Source organism: Rothia nasimurium, assembly GCF_004569295.1.
Lineage (GTDB): Bacteria > Actinomycetota > Actinomycetes > Actinomycetales > Micrococcaceae > Rothia > Rothia nasimurium_B.
Genome location: NZ_SPQC01000032.1, coordinates 1 through 24,212 on the forward strand (window position 1 = coordinate 1; position 24,212 = coordinate 24,212).

Annotated in this window: 22 protein-coding genes; 7 read left to right on the forward strand and 15 right to left on the reverse strand. The window is 60.4% G+C overall.

Going from position 1 to position 24,212, the window contains the following annotated elements:
- Together ispH and E4U03_RS08905 are read right to left on the reverse strand one after the other, a co-directional pair.
- The coding region (gene ispH / locus E4U03_RS08900) for a 4-hydroxy-3-methylbut-2-enyl diphosphate reductase (protein ID WP_135013194.1) at positions 1-660 on the reverse strand (660 nt) is incomplete at its 3' end.
- A gap of 20 nt (positions 661-680) precedes the next feature.
- Positions 681-1,847 (reverse strand): hypothetical protein, encoded by a 1,167-nt coding sequence (locus E4U03_RS08905; RefSeq protein WP_135013195.1) that lies wholly within the window; start codon positions 1,845-1,847, stop codon positions 681-683.
- A gap of 99 nt (positions 1,848-1,946) precedes the next feature.
- On the opposite strand from E4U03_RS08905, the gene xseA reads away from it, so the two are divergent.
- Positions 1,947-3,269, forward strand: coding sequence for an exodeoxyribonuclease VII large subunit (gene xseA / locus E4U03_RS08910; RefSeq protein WP_135013196.1), 1,323 nt, complete (start codon positions 1,947-1,949; stop codon positions 3,267-3,269).
- 36 nt (positions 3,270-3,305) lie between these two features.
- On the forward strand, positions 3,306-3,545 hold the full coding sequence (locus E4U03_RS08915; protein WP_135013197.1) for an exodeoxyribonuclease VII small subunit: 240 nt from the start codon (positions 3,306-3,308) through the stop codon (positions 3,543-3,545).
- Here E4U03_RS08915 and E4U03_RS08920 read toward each other — a convergent pair.
- Genes E4U03_RS08920 through E4U03_RS08930 form a run of 3 tightly spaced genes read right to left on the reverse strand, consistent with a single transcriptional unit; the run spans position 3,542 to position 6,423 of the window.
- On the reverse strand, positions 3,542-4,759 hold the full coding sequence (locus tag E4U03_RS08920) for a pyridoxal phosphate-dependent aminotransferase (RefSeq protein ID WP_135013198.1): 1,218 nt from the start codon (positions 4,757-4,759) through the stop codon (positions 3,542-3,544). The genes E4U03_RS08915 and E4U03_RS08920 overlap by 4 nt on opposite strands.
- 10 nt (positions 4,760-4,769) lie before the next feature.
- Entirely contained in the window at positions 4,770-5,954 is a 1,185-nt protein-coding gene (locus E4U03_RS08925) for a glycine betaine ABC transporter substrate-binding protein (protein ID WP_167752376.1), read from the reverse strand.
- Positions 5,947-6,423 carry an NUDIX domain-containing protein gene (locus E4U03_RS08930; protein WP_228066056.1) on the reverse strand — a complete coding sequence of 159 codons (477 nt, stop codon included), beginning with the start codon at positions 6,421-6,423 and terminating at the stop codon, positions 5,947-5,949. The genes E4U03_RS08925 and E4U03_RS08930 overlap by 8 nt, the downstream gene beginning before the upstream one ends.
- A 126-nt stretch (positions 6,424-6,549) precedes the next feature.
- Here E4U03_RS08930 and E4U03_RS08935 point away from each other — a divergent pair, with 126 nt between their 5' ends.
- Positions 6,550-7,590 carry a mechanosensitive ion channel family protein gene (locus E4U03_RS08935; RefSeq protein ID WP_228066064.1) on the forward strand — a complete coding sequence of 347 codons (1,041 nt, stop codon included), beginning with the start codon at positions 6,550-6,552 and terminating at the stop codon, positions 7,588-7,590.
- Between the two features lie 31 nt (positions 7,591-7,621).
- Here the strand turns inward: E4U03_RS08935 and E4U03_RS08940 are convergent, their stop codons facing one another.
- The 5 genes from E4U03_RS08940 to galU all read right to left on the reverse strand — a co-directional run bounded on the left by E4U03_RS08940 (position 7,622) and on the right by galU (position 13,146).
- A complete protein-coding gene (locus tag E4U03_RS08940) occupies positions 7,622-8,548 on the reverse strand; it encodes a LysR substrate-binding domain-containing protein (protein WP_135013200.1) in 927 nt (308 codons plus the stop codon).
- Entirely contained in the window at positions 8,545-9,009 is a 465-nt protein-coding gene (locus E4U03_RS08945) for a hypothetical protein (protein WP_228066065.1), read from the reverse strand. Before E4U03_RS08945 ends, E4U03_RS08940 begins: the two co-directional genes overlap by 4 nt.
- 369 nt (positions 9,010-9,378) lie before the next feature.
- On the reverse strand, positions 9,379-11,019 hold the full coding sequence (locus E4U03_RS08950; protein WP_135013202.1) for a CYTH and CHAD domain-containing protein: 1,641 nt from the start codon (positions 11,017-11,019) through the stop codon (positions 9,379-9,381).
- A 129-nt stretch (positions 11,020-11,148) separates the two neighbouring features.
- Positions 11,149-12,039, reverse strand: a complete 891-nt coding sequence (locus E4U03_RS08955; RefSeq protein WP_135013203.1) for a hypothetical protein — start codon at positions 12,037-12,039, stop codon at positions 11,149-11,151.
- Between the two features lie 201 nt (positions 12,040-12,240).
- On the reverse strand, positions 12,241-13,146 hold the full coding sequence (gene galU, locus E4U03_RS08960; protein ID WP_135013204.1) for a UTP--glucose-1-phosphate uridylyltransferase GalU: 906 nt from the start codon (positions 13,144-13,146) through the stop codon (positions 12,241-12,243).
- Positions 13,147-13,218: 72 nt separating this feature from the next.
- Between galU and E4U03_RS08965 the strand changes: the two genes are divergently transcribed.
- Both E4U03_RS08965 and E4U03_RS08970 read left to right on the forward strand, forming a co-directional pair.
- On the forward strand, positions 13,219-13,824 hold the full coding sequence (locus E4U03_RS08965; RefSeq protein ID WP_167752377.1) for a 5-formyltetrahydrofolate cyclo-ligase: 606 nt from the start codon (positions 13,219-13,221) through the stop codon (positions 13,822-13,824).
- Between the two features lie 64 nt (positions 13,825-13,888).
- Positions 13,889-14,071: an FmdB family zinc ribbon protein gene (locus tag E4U03_RS08970; protein ID WP_135013206.1), complete on the forward strand. Its 183-nt coding sequence runs from the start codon at positions 13,889-13,891 to the stop codon at positions 14,069-14,071.
- Positions 14,072-14,128: 57 nt separating this feature from the next.
- Here E4U03_RS08970 and E4U03_RS08975 read toward each other — a convergent pair whose 3' ends face one another.
- From E4U03_RS08975 to E4U03_RS08995, 5 genes are all read right to left on the reverse strand, one after another.
- The gene (locus tag E4U03_RS08975; RefSeq protein WP_135013207.1) at positions 14,129-14,365 is read right to left on the reverse strand and encodes a hypothetical protein; all 237 of its coding nucleotides are present in this window, start codon (positions 14,363-14,365) and stop codon (positions 14,129-14,131) included.
- Positions 14,358-18,287 (reverse strand): DEAD/DEAH box helicase, encoded by a 3,930-nt coding sequence (locus tag E4U03_RS08980; protein ID WP_135013208.1) that lies wholly within the window; start codon positions 18,285-18,287, stop codon positions 14,358-14,360. Before E4U03_RS08980 ends, E4U03_RS08975 begins: the two co-directional genes overlap by 8 nt.
- A 104-nt stretch (positions 18,288-18,391) precedes the next feature.
- The gene (locus E4U03_RS08985; protein WP_135013209.1) at positions 18,392-18,847 is read right to left on the reverse strand and encodes a cell shape determination protein CcmA; all 456 of its coding nucleotides are present in this window, start codon (positions 18,845-18,847) and stop codon (positions 18,392-18,394) included.
- Positions 18,844-19,611, reverse strand: a complete 768-nt coding sequence (locus E4U03_RS08990; protein WP_135013210.1) for a MurR/RpiR family transcriptional regulator — start codon at positions 19,609-19,611, stop codon at positions 18,844-18,846. The genes E4U03_RS08985 and E4U03_RS08990 overlap by 4 nt, the downstream gene beginning before the upstream one ends.
- A gap of 95 nt (positions 19,612-19,706) precedes the next feature.
- Complete coding sequence (locus E4U03_RS08995; protein ID WP_416220627.1) at positions 19,707-21,299, reverse strand: alpha-glucoside-specific PTS transporter subunit IIBC; 1,593 nt, start codon at positions 21,297-21,299, stop codon at positions 19,707-19,709.
- Positions 21,300-21,625: 326 nt separating this feature from the next.
- Here E4U03_RS08995 and E4U03_RS09000 point away from each other — a divergent pair, with 326 nt between their 5' ends.
- Complete coding sequence (locus E4U03_RS09000; RefSeq protein ID WP_135013212.1) at positions 21,626-22,456, forward strand: endonuclease/exonuclease/phosphatase family protein; 831 nt, start codon at positions 21,626-21,628, stop codon at positions 22,454-22,456.
- A gap of 22 nt (positions 22,457-22,478) precedes the next feature.
- Positions 22,479-24,212, forward strand: coding sequence for an alpha-glucosidase (locus E4U03_RS09005; RefSeq protein ID WP_135013213.1), 1,734 nt, complete (start codon positions 22,479-22,481; stop codon positions 24,210-24,212).

A 24,212-nucleotide genomic window follows, 5' to 3' on the forward strand; every position in this document is an offset into this window, starting at 1 on the left:
GTCCTGCAGGGTGGGGAAACGCTCGCGCAGGCGGGCAACGGTTTCAAGGGTTTCGTCCACAGACAGGGTGGTCTGCGAAATCCACACGATTTTCTCGGGGTCGCGCACGGTCACCTGATCAACCTCGTCAGGTGAGTTCACAATCTGAATATGGTCGGGGGCTTCGCCAGCGGTACCCTCAACCTCTTCATGGCCGGTGTGGCCAATGAGCAGGATGTCGTAGTCCTGCTTGGCAAAGCGTACAGCCTCGCGGTGCACCTTGGAAACCAACGGGCAGGTAGCGTCGATAGTGTTAAGCTGACGCTCTTCCGCTGAGGCCACAACAGCCGGTGACACGCCATGGGCGGAGAAGACCGTGACGGCGCCCTCGGGGACTTCCTCCACCTCGTCCACAAAAATTGCGCCCTGAGCTTCGAGGGTTTCAACCACATGGCGGTTGTGAACAATCTGCTTGCGCACATAGACGGGCGCCCCGTAATGGTCTAGGGCCTTTTCAACGGCGATGACGGCGCGGTCAACACCGGCACAGTAGCCGCGGGGCGCTGCTAGGAGCACCTTCTTGTCGCCGGTGGGGGCGGCTGCCTCAACTTCTTCGCGGGTCCTGCGCACGCGGGGTACGGTGGGCAGACCCAGTTCAATGGTCTTCTCTCGGGTAGACATAGTCTCTATCCTACGTGGTTCTAGCGGGTGCGTGCAGTGGCTTCTCTCGCAGTCAGCCCCATGATCGCTGAGAGAAGAGCAAGAAGTGTCAGTACCGCCCCCGCAATGAGCAGGTTGAGGGCTAGGCCGTTGTGGTAGCTGGCGAAAGATGCGGTGATGGTTTCAGACAGTTTTTGCAGGAAAAGGACGGCCGCGTTGCTAGCCGGTAGCTGTATTCCGGCGGTGAGGGAGGCACCGCCCCCCAGGAGGCCAGCGACCCAGAGTAGGGCTGCTGCGCTGAAGGCAATGAAAGCTAGGTAGGCAAAGCGGTTGCGGGGCCAGAGCAGGAATCCGAGCAGGGCGGATATGCCGCTAACCACCAGCAGGGGCTGCCAGAGGGAGGCCAGCCATATCAGGGTATTGATAGTGGAATTAATAGGCCAGATGTTCTGCCCCGTATCCAGGGTGATGGTACGGCCGGGCAGGTTTGAGGTATCAACGCCAAAGCCGGTCGCCGACTGCACAGACGACCCCGCCTGGTCGTAGAGGGCAGAAAGATCAAGCACCGCCGGGCGACTTTCACCCGAAAAGTTATAGGCGTGGGTATCTGAAATCACCTGGGCCCACAGCTGGGGGTAGGCATCGGAAGTAACCAGCGAGTTGGTAGCCCCGTCAACCAGGGTGTAGGTCTGGTCATAGAGCCAGTTCTGCACTCCCCCGTACCAGGCGGTGGAGTTGCCATCGCCCAGGTAGGTTTCGATAGCGGGTGAGGCCATGATGTCGTCAGTGACGGCGCTTGCCAGGCTAGTTTGGAAGTCCTGATCATAGGCGATGGACTCGGTCATCGCCGCAAAGTTTTCGGTATCTACCAGGGTGGTTTGTGCCCAGTAGGCTGTGGCTGCGGTCAGCCCGGTAGCCAGCGTAAAGAGAGCCAGCAGGACGCAGAGAAAGCGCCTGGCCAGGCTAAAAGCCGGACGACGGCGCTGACGTCGAGGCACCCGAGGGGGCGCGTAGGACGCCACCGGGGCGGACGCCGCCCCCTGCACCTGCGCTTCAGGCGGGTAGGCCCCCTGGGCGTAGGAAGCCGAGGTCGGCTCTGCATAGGGGTCCTGGGCTGCTTCTTGGGCGCGCTGATTTTCGGCCTGAACATAGGGGTTCGTCCAGTTGCCGTCGCCGTAGTCTTCTGTGCTCTTGCGGGTACCCGTCATGCTTGCATGGTAGCCGGTCTTACTGGGTATTTGCTTGAGTTCCTATTTTTTCTCGGCTCAATGCTTAAAGTGTCAGCCAGCGGTGGTAGAAGTAGGTGTATGAACAGTTTTGGTGATTCGGCACCCGGCCATCTGACACTGGCGCAGCTACAGGCTCAGCAAGAACAGCAGGCCCAGGGCGCGCCCCGGCAACTAGCGGAACGCGCTGGCCAGACCAGCGTCGATAATCCCTGGCCCCTGCATGTGCTGTCGAATAAGATGCACGAGTATATTGCCCGTTGCGTACCGACCTGGGTGGAGGGGCAGATTATTGAGCTCAACCACCGCGGCAGGGTTTCTTATGTGACGCTGCGCGATATTGAGCAGGAGGTCTCGGTATCGGTCACGGTCTGGGGCTCAGAGATGGCTAAGGTGCAGGGCCAGTTGGAGCGGGGCTCTCGGGTGGTTTTGCAGCTCAAGCCTGATTTCTGGGTGAAGACCGGCCGTCTATCGATGCAGGGCTCTAACATCAAGCCGGTGGGTGTGGGTTCTATGCTGGAGCTCATTGAGCAGTTGCGTGCCAAGCTACAGGCTGAGGGTCTTTTTAGTCCCGAGCGTAAGAAGCCGCTGCCCTTGCTCCCCCGCCGGGTGGGTTTGATTACCGGCCGTGATTCGGACGCTATGAAGGACGTCATCCGTAACGCCTCTCTGCGCTGGCCCGCCGTTGATTTTGAGGTGCGGGAGGTTGCGGTGCAGGGCGTGAACGCGGTTGCCCAGGTGACGGCTGCGCTGGCTGAGCTTGATAGCCGGGATGACATCGACGTGATTGTGGTTGCCCGCGGTGGCGGCTCCTTTGAAGACCTGCTGCCTTTCTCTGAGGAGGCAATGGTTCGGGCCGTTGCAGCAGCAGACACCCCGGTCGTATCGGCTATTGGCCACGAGGCTGATTCCCCACTAATGGACCACGCAGCAGATCTGCGGGCTTCGACCCCTACCGATGCCGGTAAGCGTATTGTTCCGGACGTCCGTGAGGAGCGGGAGCTCTTCGCATCGGCCCGCTACCAGCTGGTGCGAGCTGTAGAGCAGCTGGTGTCTGCTGAGCGTTACGGTCTAGCCCAGGTGCGGTCCCGTCCGGTTCTTGCCAACCCGGGCTCAGCCCTGCTGGCTAGGTCAGAGGATATTGAGCGGCTGCGGGCGAGGGCTTCGAGCGCGGCCGTCCACCGTCTTGCCAGGGACCGTGATCTTATTAGCCAGCTACGGGCGCGGGTTACGGCCCTGTCGCCCCAGCAGACCCTGGAGCGCGGCTATGCGGTGATGCAGAACGCCTCTGGCCAGCTGGTAAGCGATGCCCGCGCCCTGCACGAGGGTCAAAATATTAGTGTGCGCGCGGCAGCCGGTGCTGTGGACGCAACCGTTACCGCCGTGCACGAGAAAAACCACTAGAACCTGGTCAGGTGCCAGGTCAAGGAAAGGAAACCTATGAGCAACACCATCGAATTTAAGACCGAGTTGAATGCCACTCCGGTTGAGCAGCTGACCTACGAGCAGGCCCGTGAAGAGCTCCTGCAGGTTGTAGCCCGCATGGAGTCCGGTGCGAGCACGCTTGAAGAGTCTATTGCCCTGTGGGAGCGGGGCGAGGCCCTTGCCCAGCGCTGCGAAGCCTGGCTCGACGGCGCCCAGGCTACTCTGGACGCCGCCCGCCAGAACCAGACGTCCTAATTCTGTTTGTAGTCAGCCAGGAAGTTGCCCAGGCGCTCCAGGGCATCGGCCAGGGTGCGGGTATCGGGTAGGAAGACCAGGCGGAAGTGGTCGGGCTCTGACCAGTTGAAGGCCGTGCCGTGGCTCAGCAGAATCTTTTGTTCCCGCAGCAGATCGAGCATGAACTGCTCGTCGCTGGTGATATTGAACTTATCGATATCAAGCTTGGGGAAGAGATAGAGGGCGCCCTCAGCCTGCTGCACGGTCACACCGTCCATTTCGCTGAGCATCTTGTAAGACAGGTCCCGCTGCTCTTTCAGGCGTCCGCCGGGCAGAATCAGGTCGTTGATGGACTGGTAGCCGCCCAGGGCAGTCTGTACGGCGTGCTGGGCGGGCACGTTTGCGCACAGGCGCATATTAGCCAGCAGGTTAATACCCTCGATGAAGGGGGCAGCAGCAAGCTTGGGCCCCGAAATAGCCACCCAGCCAGCGCGGTAGCCGCAGACCCGATAGGCCTTGGAAAGACCCGAGAAGGTCAGGGTGAGCACGTCGTCGCCTGCCAGAGCTGCCACATGGGTCATCTGGGCACCGTCGTAGAGAATTTTCTCGTAAATTTCGTCAGCAAAAATCACCAGCTCGTGTTCCCGCGCCAGGTCAACAATCTGCTGGAGCACCTGGGGAGTGTAGACAGCACCGGTGGGGTTATTGGGGTTAATGACCACGATGCCGCGGGTGTTGGGGGTGATTTTTGACCTGATGTCCTCGATATCGGGCAGCCAGCCGTCCTCTTCGTTGCAGAGGTAGTGCACCGGCTTGCCGCCTGCGAGCTGGGTGGCAGCCGTCCACAGGGGGTAGTCAGGGCTGGGCACCAGAATCTCGTCCCCGTTATCGAGCAGGGCCTGCAGGGTCATAGGAATCAGCTCCGAGACACCGTTACCCAGGTAGACATCATCGGTAGTGATGTTCATGATGCCCTCGTTCTGGTAGTACTGCACAATGGCGGTACGGGCAGAGTAAAGGCCACGGGAATCAGAGTAGCCCTGGGTGTAGGGCAGGTGCTCGATGATATCCATCATGATGGTTTCAGGCGCTTCAAAGCCGAAGGGCGCCGGGTTACCGATATTGAGCTTGAGAATACGGTGACCGCGCGCTTCCATACGCTGGGCTTCTTCCAGAATGGGCCCGCGAATATCGTAGAGAACGTTTTGAAGTTTTTTTGATTGCTTGAATGCCATAAGATTTAGATTACCCTTTCATACGGGTCAACCAGAAATGGGCGGCGTCGGTTTCTGAGACGGGGTTATCGCCGCTCGTGAGCGTATTGAGGCGCACCAGAGAATCGGTGTCGAGGTTAGCGGAGACATCGTTGATGATGTCCTTGATCTGCTGGGGCAGCTCACCAGCGCGGGTGACGGGCACGATGTTTTGTGCAAGCTGGGTGCGCTCGGGGTCCTCAAGCAGCACGAGATTATTAGCCGGGATTTCTGCACTGGCTGAGTACATGTAGCTCATGCTGGTTGCGCCGGTGATGAGCTCCTGGGCCTGGTCTGACCGGCTATCAGCGGTCTTGCTGGCTCCCGGGCTGCAGCTGTAGTGGGTGCTCAGTGAACTAGCACCGCTAGGGTTGGTGGCGTAGCTTTCGGGGGCAACCAGGCTCAGCTCAGAGCAGACCTGCCCCAGCTCGCTCATGGTCTCCAGACCGTAGCGCTGGGCAGTGGCTCGGGTGACCACGTAGCCATACCGGTTGGTGGCGCTCGAGGGTGAGAGCACCTCAGCGGTATCGGGCAGAGCACGGTCAACGTAGCTGACGATGTCGTTGCTGCTGAGCCCGCGCACGTTGAGCGAGGTAGCGCTGGGGCTGGGCGTAGCAGTAAGACTTGGTGTAGCGGTAGGGCTGGAATCAGCGGATGCACCCGCACTAGCTTCTGCGCTCGCAGTCAGGTCTGGCGCGGGGCTGGTTTCTGCCGCGGCGCTAGCCCGCTCCTCTTCGATAATGGTGGGGCTAACTGCCCCGTTATCGGTGAGGTAGAGGAGCAGGTCGCCAGACAAATCAGGGGTGATATGCACAAGCCCATCTGCCGGGCCGGTTGCAGTAGGGCTGGCTGTAGCGGTGGCAGCGGTGTCTATACCCATACTGGCGAAGTAGGCGGGGCGGCTATCGTCGGTCTCAACCACCTCAACGGTGTAGCCCGCTTCTTGCAGGGCAGCCTGGTAGATATAGGCTGCGTGGCGGGTCTCAGCCGTTAGCCCGGTACCGATACGCAAGGTAGCGGTCGTGGCGGGGCTGGTCGAGGCAGTTGTGTTGCTGCCGGTCGTTGAGCTGCCACAGCCACTCAGCAGAAGGCCGGTGGCCGCAGCGAGGGCAACCAGCTGGGCGCGGTAGCCCTGTGCGCGCGGGCGTCCTTGTTCCTTAGCCGCTTCCCTAGTCATGCGAACCCTCCCGGTAGCTGGCAGCCAGCTCACGGGCGTCCGCATACCCTAAGAGGTGTGCGGCCTCGTCCACCAGGGAGTAGTAGAAATGCTGGTCTAGTTCAGCCAGCGGAACCCACTTTGCCAGGTCGGTCGATCCGCCGACCTCGGCAGTAAGTTCTCCGCCGGTGATGTGGGCAGTGTAGATGGTGCGCAAGGCGCAGAAAGGACGGATTGCCCCGGCTTCGGGCTCAAAGTAAGCCGCGTGTACCCCCAGTAGGCGGTCAAGTTCCACCCGATAGCCGGTTTCTTCAAAGACTTCGCGCACGGCAGTCTCATGGGGCTGTTCGCCAGGGTCCATGCCCCCACCGGGTAAGGTCCAGCCGGGGCGGTAACCGGGAATATGCGGTACCCAGCGGGAGAGCAGAATCTTGCCGTCCTCAATCACCACGGCGTAAGCGGCCGGGCGGGTATCCATCACCAGGGGCATCTCTTCTTCCTTTGTTCGTCTCTGAAAAACCAGTCTATTGCACCCTTGGCTCAGGTGCGCCGCCCTAGCGTTCGCGGGCAGCTGGCATACCGGTTTTCTTCAGCCAAAGACGATAGGCTCATAGGTATGACAGCGACCGGGATTTTAGCAGCAGAAACAACGCCCCTTGAAGAAAGCGCCGAGGCCGCCGGAACCGTAATGGCCAGACTGGCCAGCCTAGATTTTTGGCTGGGAGCGCCCCTGCGCATACTCATCATTATCATCATCGGGTTCGTCTTACACGGCCTGGTGCGCGTGGTTATTCGCCACGTCACTGACTCTATCGCCCGCGGCACCCGCAACCGGGTGGTTGCAGCAGAAGAGAAAAGGGGTGATAAAACTAGCCGGTGGAAGGCCGACACGTCCCTGGCGAGCGCCCGCCAGTCCCAGCGAGCGCAGACCGTTGGCTCGGTGCTCCGGTCGGTCTCGTCGATTGTGATTTGGACGGTCATGATCGTCATGATTATCGCTGAGCTGGGCTTCAATATTGCCCCCGTCATCGCCTCAGCCGGTGTGGTGGGTGTGGCTCTTTCGTTCGGGGCCCAGTCTCTCGTTAAAGACTTCCTCTCGGGTATCTTCATCGTGGCCGAAGACCAGCTGGGCATCGGTGACTGGGTCAATCTGGGTGAGGCTGAGGGCGAGGTAGAGGCAGTGGGTTTGCGCACCACCCAGGTGCGTGATACCGCCGGAACCCTCTGGCACGTGCGCAACGGCGAGATTCTACGCGTGGGCAACTCTTCTCAGGGCTGGGCCCGCACCATCATCGACCTGCCGATTCCCTACGATGCCGATATTGACGAGATGGCGGGCTTCCTTATGACCTCAATTCAAAAAGCCATTAAGCTGCCCGGTATCAAGGAGAATATTTCGGGCAAGCCCCAGTACTTGGGCGTGCAGTCTGTGACCGGTGAATCGGTGGTGCTGCGCCTGACGGTCAAGACCGCCCCCTCTGAGCAGTTCGCGGTGGGGCGTAAGCTCCGTGAGGAGCTCAAGAAGGCTATGGACCAGCGTGGCATTCGTATTCCGCTGGCTAACCAGTCGGTGATTCATAGCGAGACTCACGAGGACCGCGCTGTGGTTTCCTCTTCGACCCAGAAAGCAGAAGAAAAGACCGACCAGAAGGACTAGCCGTCGGTAGGCATGCAGCGCAGGTTGTCACCTAACGCTTTTTGCCCCGAGAGCCTCGGCCCGAGCCCTTAGCGCTAACCTTGCCACCCTTCTGGGCCTGGTACTGGCGCAGGTTGCCGTTCTTCTGGGCGTTCCGCTTCTTGCGGTCTTCAGCCTCCCGGCGCTTATTGGCAGCCGCCCGCTTCCGCTTGGCCTCTTCCTTCTCACGCCGCTGCTTCTCCAGGGCCACCTCGCGGCTATCGCTACCGCGCTGAGAGGCAGCGGTGCGCCCGCGGGTAATACCCACGAAGTCCTGGATCACCTGCTCGCGGGCGTCCTCACGTACCTCCCGCTTCCACACCAGCAGAACCGGGTACTCGCCCAGCCCCTCAACCGGGCGGTAGGTCAGGTCTTTGCGGTGGTAAAAACGGGCTACAGACATCGGTATCACCAACAGGCCCAGCCCGGCAGCCACCAGCTCAATCGCGTCGGCCCGGTGCCTCATCTGAGGCAGCGGACGCGGGTTCTCAGCTCGGTAGTCGGCGGAAAGGTCGCGCCACTCGGGCACCTCAGCGGGATTCTGGAGTAAAAATTCTTCGGCTAGCTCGGCAACCGGAACGGTCTCGAGCACCGTCAGCAGGTGGTCCTTAGGGAGTACCACCACCGGGGTTTCCCGGTAGAGCTCAATCGCGTGGTAGCGCTTCTTATCGCGGGCTTCGGGCTCGTCCTCAGCGCGCACCAGCGCCATATCCGCAAAAGCATCGAGCGAAGCAAGGCCCTGCCCCTCGGCCAGAGCGACGTCGGTCAGGGGAGCCAGCGCCGAATAGCGCTCCCTCCACCGGGTGAACCATTTACCGGGCATAACCCCGGGAACGAACCCCACGCAGAGACCGGGTACCTGCCCCACCTGCTCATAGCGGGCGGTCTGGTCGTCAACCAGCAGGTCGGGGTGGGCAAGAATCAGCTTGCTCAGGGTCATAGCTTGGTGTCTTTCGGTAGTCGCGGCATGGAACGTTTTCTGTCCCGGATTTTTGCGGTGATAATGATGGCCGCCAGCAGGGCCAGTACCAGGGCGGCTACCTGCGGGTTCTCAAGCCAGAGCCAGACAACCGATATGCCAACCGTTGCGTAGATAGTACCCCACATAAACGTGCCTACCAGCATGGCTGGAATCCAGCGGGAGAGGGGCATACGGGTAAAGCCGGTAGTCAAAATAACCGCAGTTTGAAAGCCCACCGTCAAGAAACAGGCGGGAACGGCCAGCACACCCCAGCGATTCACAAAATACCGGGCCCGGCGGTAGAGGGGGTGATCCATCAGGTGCTGTATCTTCTCAAAGCGGGAACCCTCAGCCTGAGCTAACCAGCCCAGGGAAAAAATGAGGGAGGTACGCACAATACCCACCACCCACATAAAGCCGATGGCGGCGACCCAGTGCAAATTTTCAAGCCATTCCCTCACCCCACCAGTCTAGCCTGTTCTCGCAGGCGGTCGCGGTGGCATCCGCCCCTCTTCCACCGGGGATACCCCCTTCCCCTCGAAATGACAAGGCAAAATAAGCACTTTTTAGGTTCACCTATCTCAAAAAATAGGTTAACCAAAAAAATTTTCACCAAAGACTAGCCAGAGTGAACACAATTAGGTTATATTTTTATTACCAAATAGCCGCAAGGCCCTGTGGGAGGGCTGGCTAGGCGGTACAAAGAAGACTTTTCTTCCTGTGTGTGATGCAGCTAGAGGCACCTGATTGAGGTGCCTCTAGCTTTTTAAAGAGGGTCAGCTACGAAGCTGCAGGGCTCACGAGCAGACTTAGGTAAGCTTGATACCTTTTACTTTCTTGAGAGCCCGAGGCAGGGCGTCAAAGGCAGTCATACGCAGGCCCATAGCCAGTAGCTCCGAGCGGCCCAGCAGGTAGCCGACCGCAAAGGGGTCAAGCCCCAGCTCGTTGGCCTGCGCACGCAGCCCCAGAAGCCAGTCGCCCATCGTCAGCTCATCAGTGAGCTCACCCAGTTCTGCCTGAACAGCCTTAGCCCGCGCCACCAGCTTGGCCTGGGGCCCGATCAGAGGAAGCCCGGCATCAGCAGCGGCAAAGAGGCAGTAGCGCACAGCCTTAGCAGCCTTGCGAACATCGTGTAAGCCCTCGTCGAAGGCAGTGCCCGCCGCAAAATCAGCAGCCTGCTCTGGCCAGGTAGCCACGGCCCGCTCCCCCTGCTTGACCAGGTTCTTACGCAAACGCTTAGCTACCTTATTCACGTAGTTCTCGCTATTGAGGGGAAGCTCCACAGCCAGGGTCACATCGGCCAGTAAGGATTCGAGAGCCAGCTGAAGTTCCAGCCTCCCAGCAGAAGCCAGGTAACGGCGGGCCTGGGCGGCCGCGTCCGCCTGCTGGTGCTCCATGACCGCACCGAAGGCAGCGCCTGAGCTCTCCCCTAACATCGGGTGAGCCTGCAAGACCTGCTGGGCCATAGGGTGCACAAGCTCACCGTTACGGTGCGTTTCTAGCTGGCGGGCATAGGTTTTCAGCCCCTGCATCATATCTTTAAGGGCCGGAGCAAACCCGCTGCGTGCATAGGGCAGGGCCATGTACTTCAGCACGCTCCGCAGCTGACGGGCAACAATGCGCCCCTGGTGGGTGGCATCGGGTGCTCCCGCTGCCACCAGTAGATCAGCCTGGGCAAGCCGTTGGGTTTGAGAGGCAAGCACCCGGGTGAGCAGCTCAGCAGAGCTCGGCACCCGGGGAAATTCAGCTGTCAGAGCCTTCTTTTTCTTTTTCGCCGACTTCTTACCCTGCCCCTTAGCTTTGCCGCCCATTCGCCGGGCCTCAAACTCGGCGTCCTGCCCCAGGGCCCGGGCAATCTTAGCCGGCGACTGCGAGGGCACAGCCCCGACAGCCTGTAGCTGGCGAGCAACGTCCGCAAAGAGCGCCTCTGTGAGCTTACGGTCCTGGGCGGTCTGCCCCAGAAGCTCTACCTCCCACTCGTGCCAGGCCCGTTCCTGGCCGGTGGCATAGTCAAGCGCCTGCACCTGGTCATCACAAATCTCAGCTAGCTGCTCCCCGGCCCTATCGAGGATCACGGTACGGGTCCGCTGGGTTTTCAGAGAAACCCGAGGCTCCAGTTCTTCGCCGAGGGCTGGCACCTGCACAAACTTCCTCACCGCAGCGGGCATAGCGGACCGGTTAGACAGCAGGTCAAAGGTCACCTCATGGCGCTGGCCAGCAGCGTCGAACTTGATGTGCCAGCCCTGGTCGTAGCCACCCAGGCGGCGGCGCAGGGCTACCTTATGCCGCCCCAGGTTGCCAGAGGGGGTGTCGTAGTAGGTGGCATCAAGCTGCTCGGTCACAGGTTCACTGACACTCCACCGCTTAAAGCTCCACTCCACCGAGGGAACCTCACTGTTCACATCGGCAAGCTCAAATTTCTGCTCAACTTCCAGGTGGTGTGTAGCCATACGGTTAGCCTTCCTCAGAATATCGTGGGGCGGTGTGGTCCTACCCCTCAAACAGAATACCCAGCTTCGCGGCCTCTCAGGGTGAGGCTACGGCTGGGTATCTATTCTTTGAAAAAACTTCATCTTCGCCTAGGCGCGGCGGCGCTTCAGCACATCGTCAAGGTTGAGACTTGTTGCCTCGGCCAGAGTCTGGGTCTGGCTCTTCGGGGCAATTTCAGTCTCAAGTGGAGCAGGAGCTTCCCTGCGCACGCTCTCTGCCTCAAGGTAGGTAGGCAAGGGCACCTCGGTGACCTGCCAGCGGGTGTCGGGCAGAGCCTCGTCCATGCGTAGGCGGGCGGGCTTTTGCTGGGTAGCGGCCTCGCCGTCAGCAACGGGGGCGGGTGCAGCTACCACCGGGTGATGCTGGGTTTTTGCTCGGCGGAGGGCCTTAGCCGCGTGGCTGACCGGCATCTGCTGGCGGGCACGGGCAGGACGCTTAGCGGCAGGCTCCAGCTCGACAGTAGAGAAGGTAGCTGCTGGGCGAGCCTGCTGGCTGCTAGGTGAGTGAGAGGTGCCTGAGGGAGCAGAAGGACGCCGCTGGGCCTGGCGCTGTTCAACAGCTAGTATGGTGCGGGCCCGCCTACGGTCGCGGTCACGCAGGGCCAATACCCGCAAGGTAGCCAGGCAGGCCAGGCTAGCTAGCAAGAAGAGGAGGGGAAGGAGCGGGGCTGCTCCACCGGTGAGAGACAGAACCCCCGTGACCAGGCTGGCCAGCGCAAAGGCTAGAGCTAGCCCGAACACCGCCAGACGGGTGGGCTTCAGCCGAAAAGCCGGGGCGGTTTCGGTCGCGGTCCGAGCCGGAGGAGCGGACGGCGCACGGCGAGCCTCAGCCTCGCTGGCGTGGCTCTCAACGATATCGGCAACGAACTTCTCAGCCCCGATGCTGGTCACAGAATCTGACTTACGGCGGGGCACAACGAGCCCCAGGCCAACCAGCACGCATACCAGCAAAATAAGGCCTGAACCACTCAGGAAGTCCATCGCTGCCCCCGTTCTTTATCTCTGTGACACAAATATCTAGTTCATTCTACCCCAGCTCCCTCAAACAGAGCAGAGCTATGAGACAAGAACTGGGTACCTTCCTTCTAGAAGGTACCCAGTTCTTCTGCTTCCAGGCTGCTCACTACCGAACGGTTCAGAGCCTCCCTTAGCCCCGCGTCCGCCCAGCAGTAGTATCAGAGCTTACAGCTCGGCTGCGAATTCCTTAATCCAGGTACGCAGCTCAGGGCCCAGATCATCGCGCTCAGTAGCGAGAATGACGTTGGCCTTGAGGTAGGAGAGCTTGTCTCCGGTGTCGAAACGGCGGCCCTTGAAGACCACGCCGTAGACACCTTCGCCCTCGCAGATGCCCTGGGCCAGGGTCTGCAGGGCGTCGGTCAGCTGGATTTCATCGCCGCGGCCCGGTGCGGTATTTTCCAGCACCTCAAAGACCTTGGGGGAAAGAACATAGCGGCCGATGACGGCCAGGTTTGAGGGAGCGTCCTCAACAGCAGGCTTTTCGACCAGGCCGGTGACCTTAACGAAGCCGTCCTCGCCCTCAACAGCTTGCACTGCGGCACAGCCGTAAGCAGAAATCTGCTCTTCGGGGACCTCCATCAGGGCAACGACAGAGCCGCCGGTCTTCTGCTGGACAGCAACCATGGCAGAGAGCAGGTCTTCTTTTTCATCAATCAGGTCATCGCCCAGCAGAACAGCAAAAGGCTCATTGCCAACGTGAACCTTGCCGCGCAGTACAGCGTGGCCCAGACCCTTGGGGTCGCCCTGGCGGACGTAGTGGATTTCACCCAGGTCGTTGGAGTCTTCCACGCTCTTGAGCAGGGCGTCCTTGCCCTGGTCAGCAAGCTGCTGTTCCAGACCGGGTACACGGTCAAAGTGGTCCTCTAGGGCACGCTTGTTGCGGCCGGTAATCATCAGAACATCGTTCAGGCCAGCGCGAATGGCTTCTTCTACCACATACTGAATCGCGGGGCGGTCCACCACGGGCAGCATCTCCTTAGGAGTGGCCTTAGTGGCGGGAAGGAAGCGAGTGCCGAGACCGGCTGCAGGAATCACAGCCTTGGTCACGGAGAGTGATTTATTTTCAGTCATACCTCCCAGAATACCTAAATAAACGGTAAATTGTGGCTAGATTCAGCTAACACTTCTTCAGGAGGGGCACCCGTGAGCTCTAGTAGGTCAGCAAGCACCGCCCATGCTAAGGCCTTTGCCCGCAGCTACCTGCGCAGACGCCGAACCCACAATCCGCCGCGTCAGGCAGCGGCTCAGGGTTTTGAACGCACCCTAGCTCCTCTCTGGCAAGCCCTCCCTGCAGGCAGCACTCTTGCCGCCTTTCTTCCCCTTCCCACTGAGCCTCCCCTGCTACCGGCTCTGACCCAGGCAGTAGCTGAGGGGTGTCGGGTGCTGGTGCCGGTCGTCCGCCCCCGGCGTCAGCTGGCCTGGGTAGAGTGGCAGCCGCAGGCAGAACACACTATCAATGCACTGGATATCGTGGAGCCCGTGGGCGAGCGTCACGGATCTGAGGCCTTTATCCAGGCAGACCTTCGTCTGGTACCTGCCCTTGCCTACGATCTGGCAGGGCGGCGGCTAGGGCAGGGCGGCGGCTACTATGACCGGCTTTTTGAGCAGCTTGGCCCTCTGGCGCAAGACCCCTCTACCGTAGGGGTGGTGTTTGAGCGGGAAATTCTCGATGGCCTACCTGCAGATAGCTGGGATGCCAGGCTTCGGTTTGTGGCAACGGAGAAGACCCTGCACCACCTGGGTAATTGAGGTCGAGCCGCCAGAACAGAGTAGAATAGCCCCCAGATTTATCGCCTATTTGATGGAGTTATCCGTGCCTGTTTACGTTTACCAGTGCAAGAACTGCGGCCATGTGTTTGAGCAGCACCAGTCGTTCTCGGACGACGCGCTCAAGACCTGCCCCGAGTGCGGCCAGGACACCCTCCGCAAGAAGTTCGGCCAAGTCGGTGTGGTTTTCAAGGGCTCTGGTTTCTACGCCAACGATAAGGGCAAGTAAGCCCAGAGACGTTCAAGGGGCTGCCTGTCACGGTATGTGGCAGGCAGCCCCTTCTTTTTATTGCCCGTAGTGGGGCGGACGCTGTTCCTTGAGCCAGGTTGCCCGGGCGTCCTCCCCCTCGGTAGCTGGGGCGGACGCACTTGAGTCGGTGAGCCCCGCCAGTTTGGGTTCGGTGCCGGTGAAGGCTGAGCCGCCGATGGCCCGGCGGTGGCCGCGCCGTTTTTTGGGTACGGGACTATAGCCGGGGCCAGGGGTTTCAGCCCCTGTTGACTCAGCGCCTGAAGGCTTACTCATTACGCCCCAGCCCCAGGTAGCTTCCGATACGGCCGACCAGGGTTTCGGGGTCAGAGAAGACCTCGATAGTCCAGCAGGTCATGTGGTTCCAGCCGGTACGGGCCAGGAGCTCAGGAATGAGGCGGGAGCGTTCGCGCACGCTCATGGCGGCGTAGGCGTCTGAACCGTCGGAAACAACAGCCAGGGGCACCCTCACCGGGGTGGTACGGTCCACGTCCTGTACCATGGTGCGGGCCCGGGGGCTAGCCACTGCCCCGGCCAGTAGGGATTCTTCCTCGCTCGTCACGATTAACGAAATCAGGGGAACAGCCGATTCGTGCAGGGTGACCTTGTGCTGGCCCAGGCGGCGCACCAGGTCGTTGAGCAGCCAGTCGCCCATGTCGATGGCTTCTAGGTGGTCGTTGGTGAGGAACTCGTTGACCGGCAGTTTATCGGTAATGGGCTTGGTCAGTTCCTGAGCAGCATGGGCTTCCTGCTCACGGCGGTAGGCCAGCAGCAGGCGGTAGATATCGAAGGCTCCGTATTCTAGGCGCTGGGGGTCTAGGTCTTCGGGGGTCACGCAGGTGACCAGGCGGGTGAGGTGGCGGGCACGGGTGGTGGCAAGCACGAAGCTTTCGCGGCCGCTGCGCTCGGAGAGGTGCCCGAAGTGGTGGGCTGCCCCCTGGGCTGTTTTTCCAGCGCCAAGGGCGAAGATAATGACGTCCCGTTCCATGTCAACGGCGCGGGAGACATCAACGACGCGGAAGGATTCGTCCCCTGCCGCGAAGTAGGGGGCGAATTGGGGGTAGCGCGCCAGCAGCTGACGAACGGCCTCGGCGATACGCTGGGCGTGACGGGCTGTGGTGGTCACAACCGCCAGGGTCTGCTGGGGGCTGCGGTAGGCGTGCTCGATAACCATTTCGGCTACCCGCTGCACCTCCAGGCTGGGTGAGTCAAGGGCGGCATTGTCGGAGACCCGTCCGGTGACATCCACATATTCCACGGTGAGAGCCGGGGTGCCGTCGGTAATTTCTTCGCCCCAGGGATAGCTGGTGAGAGCCCCATCGTAGAAGTGTTCGTTGAGGTAGGCAAAGAGGGCGGGGTCTACGGCTCGATTGACGGTGGCTAGGGAACGTGCGGGCAGGACCTTGGCTAGGGCTTCGAAGGTGCTGACCAGTTTTTGGTTCTTGATGACCGGCGCGTTCTGGGCTACCGCTGAGACCATGAAGGGGGAGGGGAAGCCGCTGTGGGGGTCGCCCAGGGCGATGACCTGCTCTGCCCGGATGAGGGCAGGTAGGTTAGCTGCCAGCGGGGTGGATTCGGCATCGAGCAGGATTGCTGCGTCAAAGCGCATGCCGGTGGGCACCTTGCCTGAGAGGGCAAAGGGGCTGGTGATCCATAGGGGTAGCAGGGTGGTAGCCATGGTGGGGGCATGGGTCAGCACCTGCTGGAGGTTGAACTCGTGGCTCTTGAGCTGGCTGCGCAGGAAGGCCGCTTCGTGGTCGTACTCGTGGATGCGGGCGCGCCAGGTATCGGCTACGCGGGCATGCAGGCGGGCAGGGGCGGACGCCAGGTGCGAGTAGTCTGCCCGGCGGAAGCGGGTTTCGAGGTCGCGCAGGGTATCTGCGCTCAGAATCTCAAGTTCTTGAGAGGCCAGCATCATTTCAAGGGCGGTCTGCCACCAGGCAAGTTCTAGTTCGGCAGCTACAGCGCCGCTTTCGAGCTGGCGTTCGTAGAAGTCGTCGAGGAGCTCGCCCAAGCCCTGGTCGCTCAGTTCCCGGGTGAGGCGGACGCGCTCGGGCAGGGTGTGCAGGAGCCATTCGTCGTCGATAAGGGCGGCGAGCCTCTCTTCGAGCTGGTTGAGGGGAGTGGCTGAGAAGCGAGTGCCGGCCGGGGAATCTTCCAGCACGATAGCTAGACCCGTGAATTCTTCGAGCAGGGCGGTGTGGCGGGCACGCAGGTCGGCGAGGTTCTCGGGGATGGTGGGGACACGTTCGTCCTTAGCCAGGCCAATCCATTCTTCGCGCTGGCCCTGAACGATGAAGAGGTTCTCGTGCAGGTCTGAGATGTTGACGCCGGGCACGATGTATTCTTTGGCGGCGCGGCGCAGGCGGGAGCGCTGGATGCTCGACATGTCGATGCCGTGCTCTCGTCGCCAGGTTCCACTCGCGGTGGCGGCAATCAGGTCGGTGACAGGTCGGTCGAAGATATCGGGGCTGAAGCGGGTGAGGGTATCAGCGATACGTTCGAGCAGGTCAAGCTGGGTTCCCCAGTCGTCCATGCTGGTGGCGGGCTTCAAGCCGGTTTCGTCGGACATAAGGGCCATGCCCGCTGACACTTCGTTCAGGGAAGCACGCAGGCTCTTGACCAGGGCGTGGGCGGCTTCGGTGTCTTCTGAGCTGGTGAGCTTAGCCCGGTGCCAGGCTGAGGCCCGGGTTGAGGGGCGGAAACCGCCGAGGTCAGCTAGACGCTGGAGCTTGTGGACGGTCTCTGTGCGGCGGGTCAGCTCGTCCATGGTGGTGCGGGCCAAGCGCACCTGGGTAGAGGGCGCCGGGTCCTGGGCGGTAAGTGCTGCCAGGGTTTGCAGGGCATCGTAGACAGAGCAACCCCAGCGGGATTCGGTGAACCGCAGCGATTCGGTGTGCCCGCGCAGCTTGGCACGGGTTTCTACCAGTTCCCGGTGGATATCGGTGACGTTAGGGGCGGGAGCCTTCTCATCGCGCACAATCGCTGAGATGAACTCCTGCCGGTAGGCCTCTGAGTCCCGTTCGGTCAGCAGATCGAAGGTGAGGTCGGTGAGGTGGGTGCGCTCCAGCAGGCGGTTGAAATCGTTGAGGGTGGAACGCTTCTCCCCTACCACAAGCACAGATTTCCCCTGGTGAATCAGGGCCGCGGCGATGTTGGCTGCGGTGCCGAGCTGGTCGGTACCGGGAGCGGTGGTCACAGCCAGGGAGTGCCCCAGATGGGCCAGGTCGACGATGTCCTGACCGCTGGCGTCCGCGTCCACCACCAGCATGTCGGTGTCAGGGTCGCGGCTATCAAGGGGTTCGCGGGTGTTGTGGATGGGGGCAACGAAGGGCTGCTCCAGTGGGTTGAGCTTGAGTTGGGCAATATCGCGGACGAGCGGGGTGTGGGCGGTTACCGGTAGCTCCCCGGTGCTTTCCTTGAGATCTGCGAAGGTCGAAATGAAGTAGGTAGAGCGAATCGTCATGCCGGGGACGGCACCGGTCGTAGCCCGCATGCGCTCAATGACCGGTTCGGGGTCTAGCTTGCGCATGGAGTTAGCCAGCTGGGCAACGTCCATAGTACCCAAATCGATACCGTACTCTTTCTTGATCTGCCGTACCATGGCGGGGTTGAGCTGGGCCGGTCCGGTCAGCTGGATCTCGAAGTCATCGCTGGTGGGGTGGGGGGTGATAGCAAGAGGAGCCATCAGGATAGGGGCGATAAAGCGCTTCTCCCCTACCATGCCGTCCTCGCGCACATCGCGTGAAAGCCAGGAGGCTGTACCCGCTACGAAGTAGCCCGCGTCCAGCCCGTGCCCGGTCGCCAGCTCAAAGATTTTGGTGCGCAGGGCGCGGGCAGCCACCATACCGGCTTCAAGTTTGGCCTTGTCGCGCAAGATGGTAGAGAGGCGGGTCTTTCTGCCCATAAACATCTGGGCAACACCCGAGGAGTTGGCGTCGGTGAGGTCGATGTGCACGTAGTCGACCTGGTTGAAGTCCAGCATGGCATCGGGGCCGGTGTAGGTTTCCATCTGCTCAGCCCAGGTTTCAAGGCCAGCCTGCACCTGAGCTGTTACCTGTTCATCAGCAGCAGAGTCGGGAGCTTCCTGCGGGGTCTGCACATGGCCATGGGACCAGGGGGCGGCGCCGGTAGTGCGCTCGTTAGCGGTTTCAGGGTCTACCTGCTCGTTCACTGAATCTACTCTAGCTTTCTGCACGTGTTAACTTCCCTACCATCATAGAGGTTTCAGGCCCATAGCACAGATTCGCGGGCCTTATAGAAAGGCCCCGTTCCGAGGGAACAGGGCCGGTGAGGTTGCTTTTAGCCGGTGGCCAGGTTGATGTAGGCCAGCAGGGTGAGCAGAGACAGCAGACCGAGCAGGGCCATACCCGCAAGGATAACCCAGCGTAGGCAGGGCGCGAAGGGCTCACGAGGAGCATCCCAGAGGGATCGGGTGTAGAAGTAGCTCAGCAGGAATCCGGGGATATTGCCGGTGAGGAGCTGCTGGGCTACCGCAAACATGCCAAAGGTGCGCTCGGTGTTTTCGTTTTCGGTTTCTGCTGCCCGGAGTAGGCCCACCATAATCAGCGACATACAGCTTACGATGAAGGCAAGGGCGATAGCCGGTTCGTTGAGCATTTCGCGAAAGTCGACGTTTTCTCCACGAGATACCGCGAACTGGTAGAAGAAGAAAATGAAGGGGCTGATTAACCAGTACCAGAAGAGGAAGGTGCGGAGGCGCTGGGTGTCGCGCAGGGCGTAGAGCAGGGCGTTCATGGATTCTTTTCTTGGGTATCGATGTACTGGATATATTGGCGCACCGTGTAGTCCAGCAGGACGGTCAGGGCGACAAAGGAGTGGTAGGGTTCCTTGGCGCTGAGGGTAACGGTGGGAGTGGACTCGTAGTGCAGTGAAAAATCTGCGGCAGCAGAGATGGTGTTGACGCCCAGTGCTGTAATGGCAATCATGGGAATCTTGCGGGCCGCCAGGGCACGTACGGTGGGTAGGGCGCTTTCGGTTTCGCCCGAGAGCGAGGCAATAATGACGAGGTCATCGGGCTTCATCACCCCGATACTCCCGCGGAATTCGCTGGAGGCCGGGATAACGTGGGTGAATTTACCGCAGGCCAGCATAGACTTCGAGAACTCTTGAATTGCGGTGCGCTGGGCAAAGCCGGTGCCGTAGCAGTAGATGGTACGAGCCGATTCAATTTTTTTCAGAATCGGTTCGAAATCGACGTTCGTCAGCCCCTCGTAGGTTTTGAGAATATCGGTGCGGCCGCTTTCTAGAAAATCCCTGTTGGGGGCGGCAGCGTCAGAGAGAGAATTTTTCACGAAAAACTTCAGTTCGGCAAAGCCAGAGAAGCCCAGCTTCTTCGTCAGGCGAATAATGCTGGACGTTGAGGTAAAGGTCTTGTGGGCCAGAGCGCTAATGGTTGAGTCGGCAACGAACTGCTCGTTGTTGAGCATGAAGGCGAGTATCTCGCGCTCGGTGTCGCTGAGGCGGTTCTGGTGCGCGTTGACGAGTTCCTGTAAGTCCACAAAGGGCTCCTGAAGTTTTGCGGTTCACTGCAATTCTATACAGTATAGGCGCTAAAACATCAGGAGCCCTGTGTTAGGTCATTGGTAGTAGGTGACTACTTACCAGCGTTGACCATTTCTTCGAACTTGTCGCGGACCTGGGGTACGTCCATACCGACGATGACCTGCAGGGCCTTGCCCTTGTTGACCAGGCCGAGTGCGCCAGATGACTTGAAGTCAGCTTCGGTAGCGACCAGTGAGGGGTCATCTACTGAGACGCGCAGGCGGGTGGCGCAGTTATTCACATCGGTGATGTTGGCGGGGCCACCGAGCAGAGCCAGGAAGTCGGTTGCGCGCTGGGTGTAGGGGTCTGATGCTACTGCGGTTGCAGTACCAGCAGCTGCACCTTCAGCACCGAGGGTGCCATTCTTCTTAGCTTCCTTGTAGTCAGCCTTGGTGTAGAGCTTGGTTTCGCCACCGTCTACTTCGCGACCGGGGGTCTTGAAGTCGAACTTGAGAATCAGGAAGCGGAAGACGACGAAGTAGATCAGGGTGAAGCACAGGCCGATAGCAATCTGGGTGAGAACCATACCGGAGTGGTTGGGCCACATGGGAATCCAGTTCTGGAAGAGGAAGTCAATCAGACCGCCGCCCATGTTACCGACAACGCCGAAGCCGTACATGGTAGCTGCCATGGTTGCAGCCAGTACTGCGTGTACTGCGAACAGCGGGGGTGCCAGGAAGAGGAAGGTAAATTCGAGGGGCTCGGTGATACCGATCAGGATTGCGGTGAGACAGACGGGGATCAGCAGGGCCAGGGTTTCCTTGCGCTTTTCGGGGCGAGCAGTGGTGTAGAAGGCTGCTGCGATACCTAAGGGACCGAATACCTTGGAGTTACCGTGCAGGGCGAAGCCGCCACCGGGGAAGAGTTCCTTGACGGGGGTGGTTGATGTTGCGAAGGTTTCGAGGTTAGCAACCCAGTACTTAGTGATGCCGTCCGGAACAACGGCGGGGCCGAAGACGAAGGGAGTGTAGATGAAGTGGTGCAGGCCGGTGGGGATCAGGATGCGCTCAAGGAAGGTGTAGAGCCATACGCCGAAGACGCCGGATGAGATGAAGAAGCCCTGCAGGGAGCCGATGCCGGTCTGGATGGTGGGCCAGATGGCGACGAAGGCGAGCGCGACGGGCATCATCAGGAAGAAGCCCAGGCCGTAGACGAACTGGGTGCCCTGGAAGATACCGAGGAAGTCGGGCAGCTTGGTGTTGAAGTAGCGGTTGTGCAGCCATACAACAATAGCGGAGATGATGATGGCACCGAAGATGCCGGTGTCGAGGGTCTTGATGCCCGCGATCATCTTCAGGCCGGTACCTGCCGCGCCTTCGGAGAGGTCAACGCTGTAGTCAACGCCGAACTTGTCGCCCCAGATGCTGAGGATAGAGGCAACGAAGTAGTTGAAGGTCAGGTAAATCGTACCTGCTTCGAGCACGGCACGGGCCTGGGCGGTCTTAGCCAGAGCAATGGGAAGACCCAGAACAAAGAGGAGTTCCATCTGGTTGAAGACGGTCCATGCGCCTGATTCCCAAACGGACCAGAAGTTGTACCAGCCGGTACCTTCTGCGGCGATGCTGCCCAGAAGCTGCTCGTTCTTGCAGATAATGGCGATACCCACTGCAAGACCGGCGAATGCAAAGATGAGGACGGGGGCCAACATGGCCGAACCGAACCTCTGAATCTTCTCCATCATCGGATAAGAACCTTTCGTGTATAGGTGGGGCTCGCCGTCCGCTTGCTGCGTTGGTGTGTGCGGAGCGCCACCCGTGTGATTACTAGGCTTATCTAACCATCCTTTGGGAGCCTGCGAGCGTGATTTTGGGTACTTTGGCATTAATGCCGTGAACTGGCACGTTTTTCGGGAGCGGGTAAAAGTGCCGGGGCTCGGGAGCCGGGTTTGTTGAGGGCAGACAGGCTGGGTGCACCTAGGATGGGTAGCCGTAGGTTTCCCTTCTTCACCCGCGAAAGTGACGCTTGTACTCGATGAAACTATTAACTCTGAACACCCATAGCTGGCTTGAGGTGCACCAGATTCCCAAGATTTTTGAGTTGGCTCAGTTTATTGTGCGGGAGCAGGTTGATGTGGTTGCCCTGCAGGAGGTCAACCAGTTTGTGAAGTCTCCCGCGGTAGATGCCCCGCTGGGTTTTGCCGGTGGTGCTGACCGCCCCGTCCGCCAGGATAACTATGCTCTGTTGCTGAACCAGTTTTTGGAGCAGCTGGGCGCCCCCTACCATTGGGCATGGTCGGTGTCCCATCTGGGCTTTGACCGCTATGACGAGGGCGTCGCTATCTTGACCCGGCAGCCCTTTGAGCGCTGTGAGCTGGTTGATCTTTCGCCGGCGTATACGGATCAGGGCGTCGCTCGGCGGGTTGCCGTGGCGGTTCAGCTGGGTGAGGAGTTCGGCGGCGCTTGGATTGCGAGCACCCATATGAGCTGGTGGAAGCTCGGTGAGGTAGCCCTCTTTGCTGATGAGTTCACCCAGTTAGAGGGGCAGATGAAGCAGTTCGCTGACGGTACCCCCGTGATTCTTGCCGGCGATTTTAATAATGCGGCTCAGGTACAGGGTGAAGGCTACGACCTGATGCAGGAGCGGGGCTGGATCGATACCTACACGGTAGCTGAGCAGGTGACCGGTGAGTTTACCGTTCACAAGGCCATTCATGGCTGGGATAATCTCACCCAAGCCCTGCGTATCGACCTTGTGCTAACCGACCGGCCCACGCGCGTCCGCACCCACGAAGTCGTCTTCCCCGACACCGACGACACCGCAATTTCAGACCATTCCGGTCTGCTACTGACCCTCGATATCTAGCCAAATCGCAAAGGAGCACATCATGGCAGTCGAAACCCAGTGGTGGCAAGAACCCGTTGTCTACCAGATTTACCCGCGGTCCTTCAACGACTCCAACGGCGACGGTATCGGCGATCTACCCGGTATCACCGAGAAAATCCCCTACCTGGCCAAGCTCGGGGTGGACGTCATCTGGCTCTCCCCCATCTACAAGTCCCCCAACGACGATAACGGCTACGACATCAGCGACTACCGGGCCATCATGGACGAGTTCGGCACCATGGCAGACTTTGACGAGCTCCTTGAAACCGCCCACGCAGCCGGTATCAAGATCATGATGGACCTGGTCGTCAACCACACCTCAGACGAACACGACTGGTTCGTGCAGGCCAAAAGCAGCCGGGAGAACCCCTACCGCGACTACTACATCTGGAAGGACCCGGCAGGCTTTACCGAGGATGGCACCCCGATTCCGCCCAACAACTGGGTTGCGGCTTTCTCCCCCTCCGTCTGGGAATGGGAGCCCGCCACCGAGCAGTTCTACCTGCACCTCTTCTCCACTAAGCAGCCCGACCTCAACTGGGAAAACCCGGTGGTGCGCAAGGAGGTCTACGACCTCATGCGCTTCTGGCTCGATAAGGGCGTCGATGGCTTCCGTATGGACGTCATCAACCTGATTTCCAAGGACCCGGCCTACCCGGACGACCCCCAGGTAGCCGCCGGGGGCGGAACCGACTCCATCACCATGGCAGCCAACGGCCCCCGCGTGCACGAATACCTGGCAGAAATGAATCGCGAGGTGCTCTCCCATTACCCCGTCATTACCGTGGGTGAGGCCCCCGGCGTCACCGCAGCCGACGGCCTGCTCTACACCGGTTTTGAGCGCGGCGAGCTCCAGACCCTCTTCCAGTTCGAGCACATGGGCGTGGACGCAAACCCCAACCCGGCCCTGGGCAAGTGGAACGATGAGCGTTTCGACCTGCGCGACCTCAAACGGATCCTGACCAAGTGGCAGGTTGACCTGGCTGGCAAGGGCTGGAACGCCAACTACTGGAACAACCACGACCAGCCCCGCGCTGTCTCCCGCTTCGGTAACGACTCTGCTGAGTACCGGGTGGTCTCCGCCAAAATGCTGGGCACCGTGCTACACGGTATGCAGGGCACCCCCTACATCTACCAGGGCGAAGAGCTGGGCATGACCAACGTCTTCTTCACCGACCTGACCGACTACAACGACCTAGAAATCCACGACCACTACGCCAAGCTGGTCGGCTCCGGTGTAGTCGACCACGACACCATGCTGCGCTTTATCTCAGCCTCCGGCCGCGATAACGCCCGCACCCCCATGCAATGGACGGCCGGTGAACAGGCAGGCTTCACCAGCGGCACCCCCTGGCTCAAGCTCAACCCCCGCTACACCGAAATTAATGCTGAGGCAGCCCTTGCCGATGAGTCCTCAGTTTTCTACCACTACCGCGACCTCATCAGTCTGCGCCACACCCACCCCATTATGGTCAACGGCACCTATGAGCTCATCGACTCAGCCGAGGCATCTGCCACCGATGACGCCGAGGTCTACGCCTACCTGCGCCACGGCACCGGCTCCACCGAGCACCAAACCCTGCTGGTCGTGGCCAACTTTACCGACGGCGTCCTCACCCGCACCTTCACCGAACCGGCAGGTGAGCGCACCCTAATCAGCAGCAACTACTCCGACGACGCAGGAACCGCCCTGCGCCCCTACGAAGCAAAAATATACCTCTACGAAAAGGACTAG

Excerpts from the sequence above, each read along its gene's own strand:
- E4U03_RS08975 (WP_135013207.1), bottom strand. The coding sequence starts at position 14,365 with ATGAGTAAGCCTTCAGGCGCTGAGTCAACAGGGGCTGAAACCCCTGGC.
- galU (WP_135013204.1), bottom strand. The coding sequence starts at position 13,146 with ATGACTGAAAATAAATCACTCTCCGTGACCAAGGCTGTGATTCCTGCA.
- E4U03_RS08920 (WP_135013198.1), bottom strand. The coding sequence starts at position 4,759 with ATGGCATTCAAGCAATCAAAAAAACTTCAAAACGTTCTCTACGATATT.
- E4U03_RS08925 (WP_167752376.1), bottom strand. The coding sequence starts at position 5,954 with ATGACTAGGGAAGCGGCTAAGGAACAAGGACGCCCGCGCGCACAGGGC.
- E4U03_RS08940 (WP_135013200.1), bottom strand. The coding sequence starts at position 8,548 with ATGACCCTGAGCAAGCTGATTCTTGCCCACCCCGACCTGCTGGTTGAC.
- E4U03_RS08905 (WP_135013195.1), bottom strand. The coding sequence starts at position 1,847 with ATGACGGGTACCCGCAAGAGCACAGAAGACTACGGCGACGGCAACTGG.
- E4U03_RS09000 (WP_135013212.1), top strand. The coding sequence starts at position 21,626 with ATGAAACTATTAACTCTGAACACCCATAGCTGGCTTGAGGTGCACCAG.
- E4U03_RS08985 (WP_135013209.1), bottom strand. The coding sequence starts at position 18,847 with ATGAACGCCCTGCTCTACGCCCTGCGCGACACCCAGCGCCTCCGCACC.
- E4U03_RS08930 (WP_228066056.1), bottom strand. The coding sequence starts at position 6,423 with ATGCCCCTGGTGATGGATACCCGCCCGGCCGCTTACGCCGTGGTGATT.
- E4U03_RS08915 (WP_135013197.1), top strand. The coding sequence starts at position 3,306 with ATGAGCAACACCATCGAATTTAAGACCGAGTTGAATGCCACTCCGGTT.
- E4U03_RS09005 (WP_135013213.1), top strand. The coding sequence starts at position 22,479 with ATGGCAGTCGAAACCCAGTGGTGGCAAGAACCCGTTGTCTACCAGATT.
- E4U03_RS08935 (WP_228066064.1), top strand. The coding sequence starts at position 6,550 with ATGACAGCGACCGGGATTTTAGCAGCAGAAACAACGCCCCTTGAAGAA.
- xseA (WP_135013196.1), top strand. The coding sequence starts at position 1,947 with ATGAACAGTTTTGGTGATTCGGCACCCGGCCATCTGACACTGGCGCAG.
- E4U03_RS08955 (WP_135013203.1), bottom strand. The coding sequence starts at position 12,039 with ATGGACTTCCTGAGTGGTTCAGGCCTTATTTTGCTGGTATGCGTGCTG.
- E4U03_RS08950 (WP_135013202.1), bottom strand. The coding sequence starts at position 11,019 with ATGGCTACACACCACCTGGAAGTTGAGCAGAAATTTGAGCTTGCCGAT.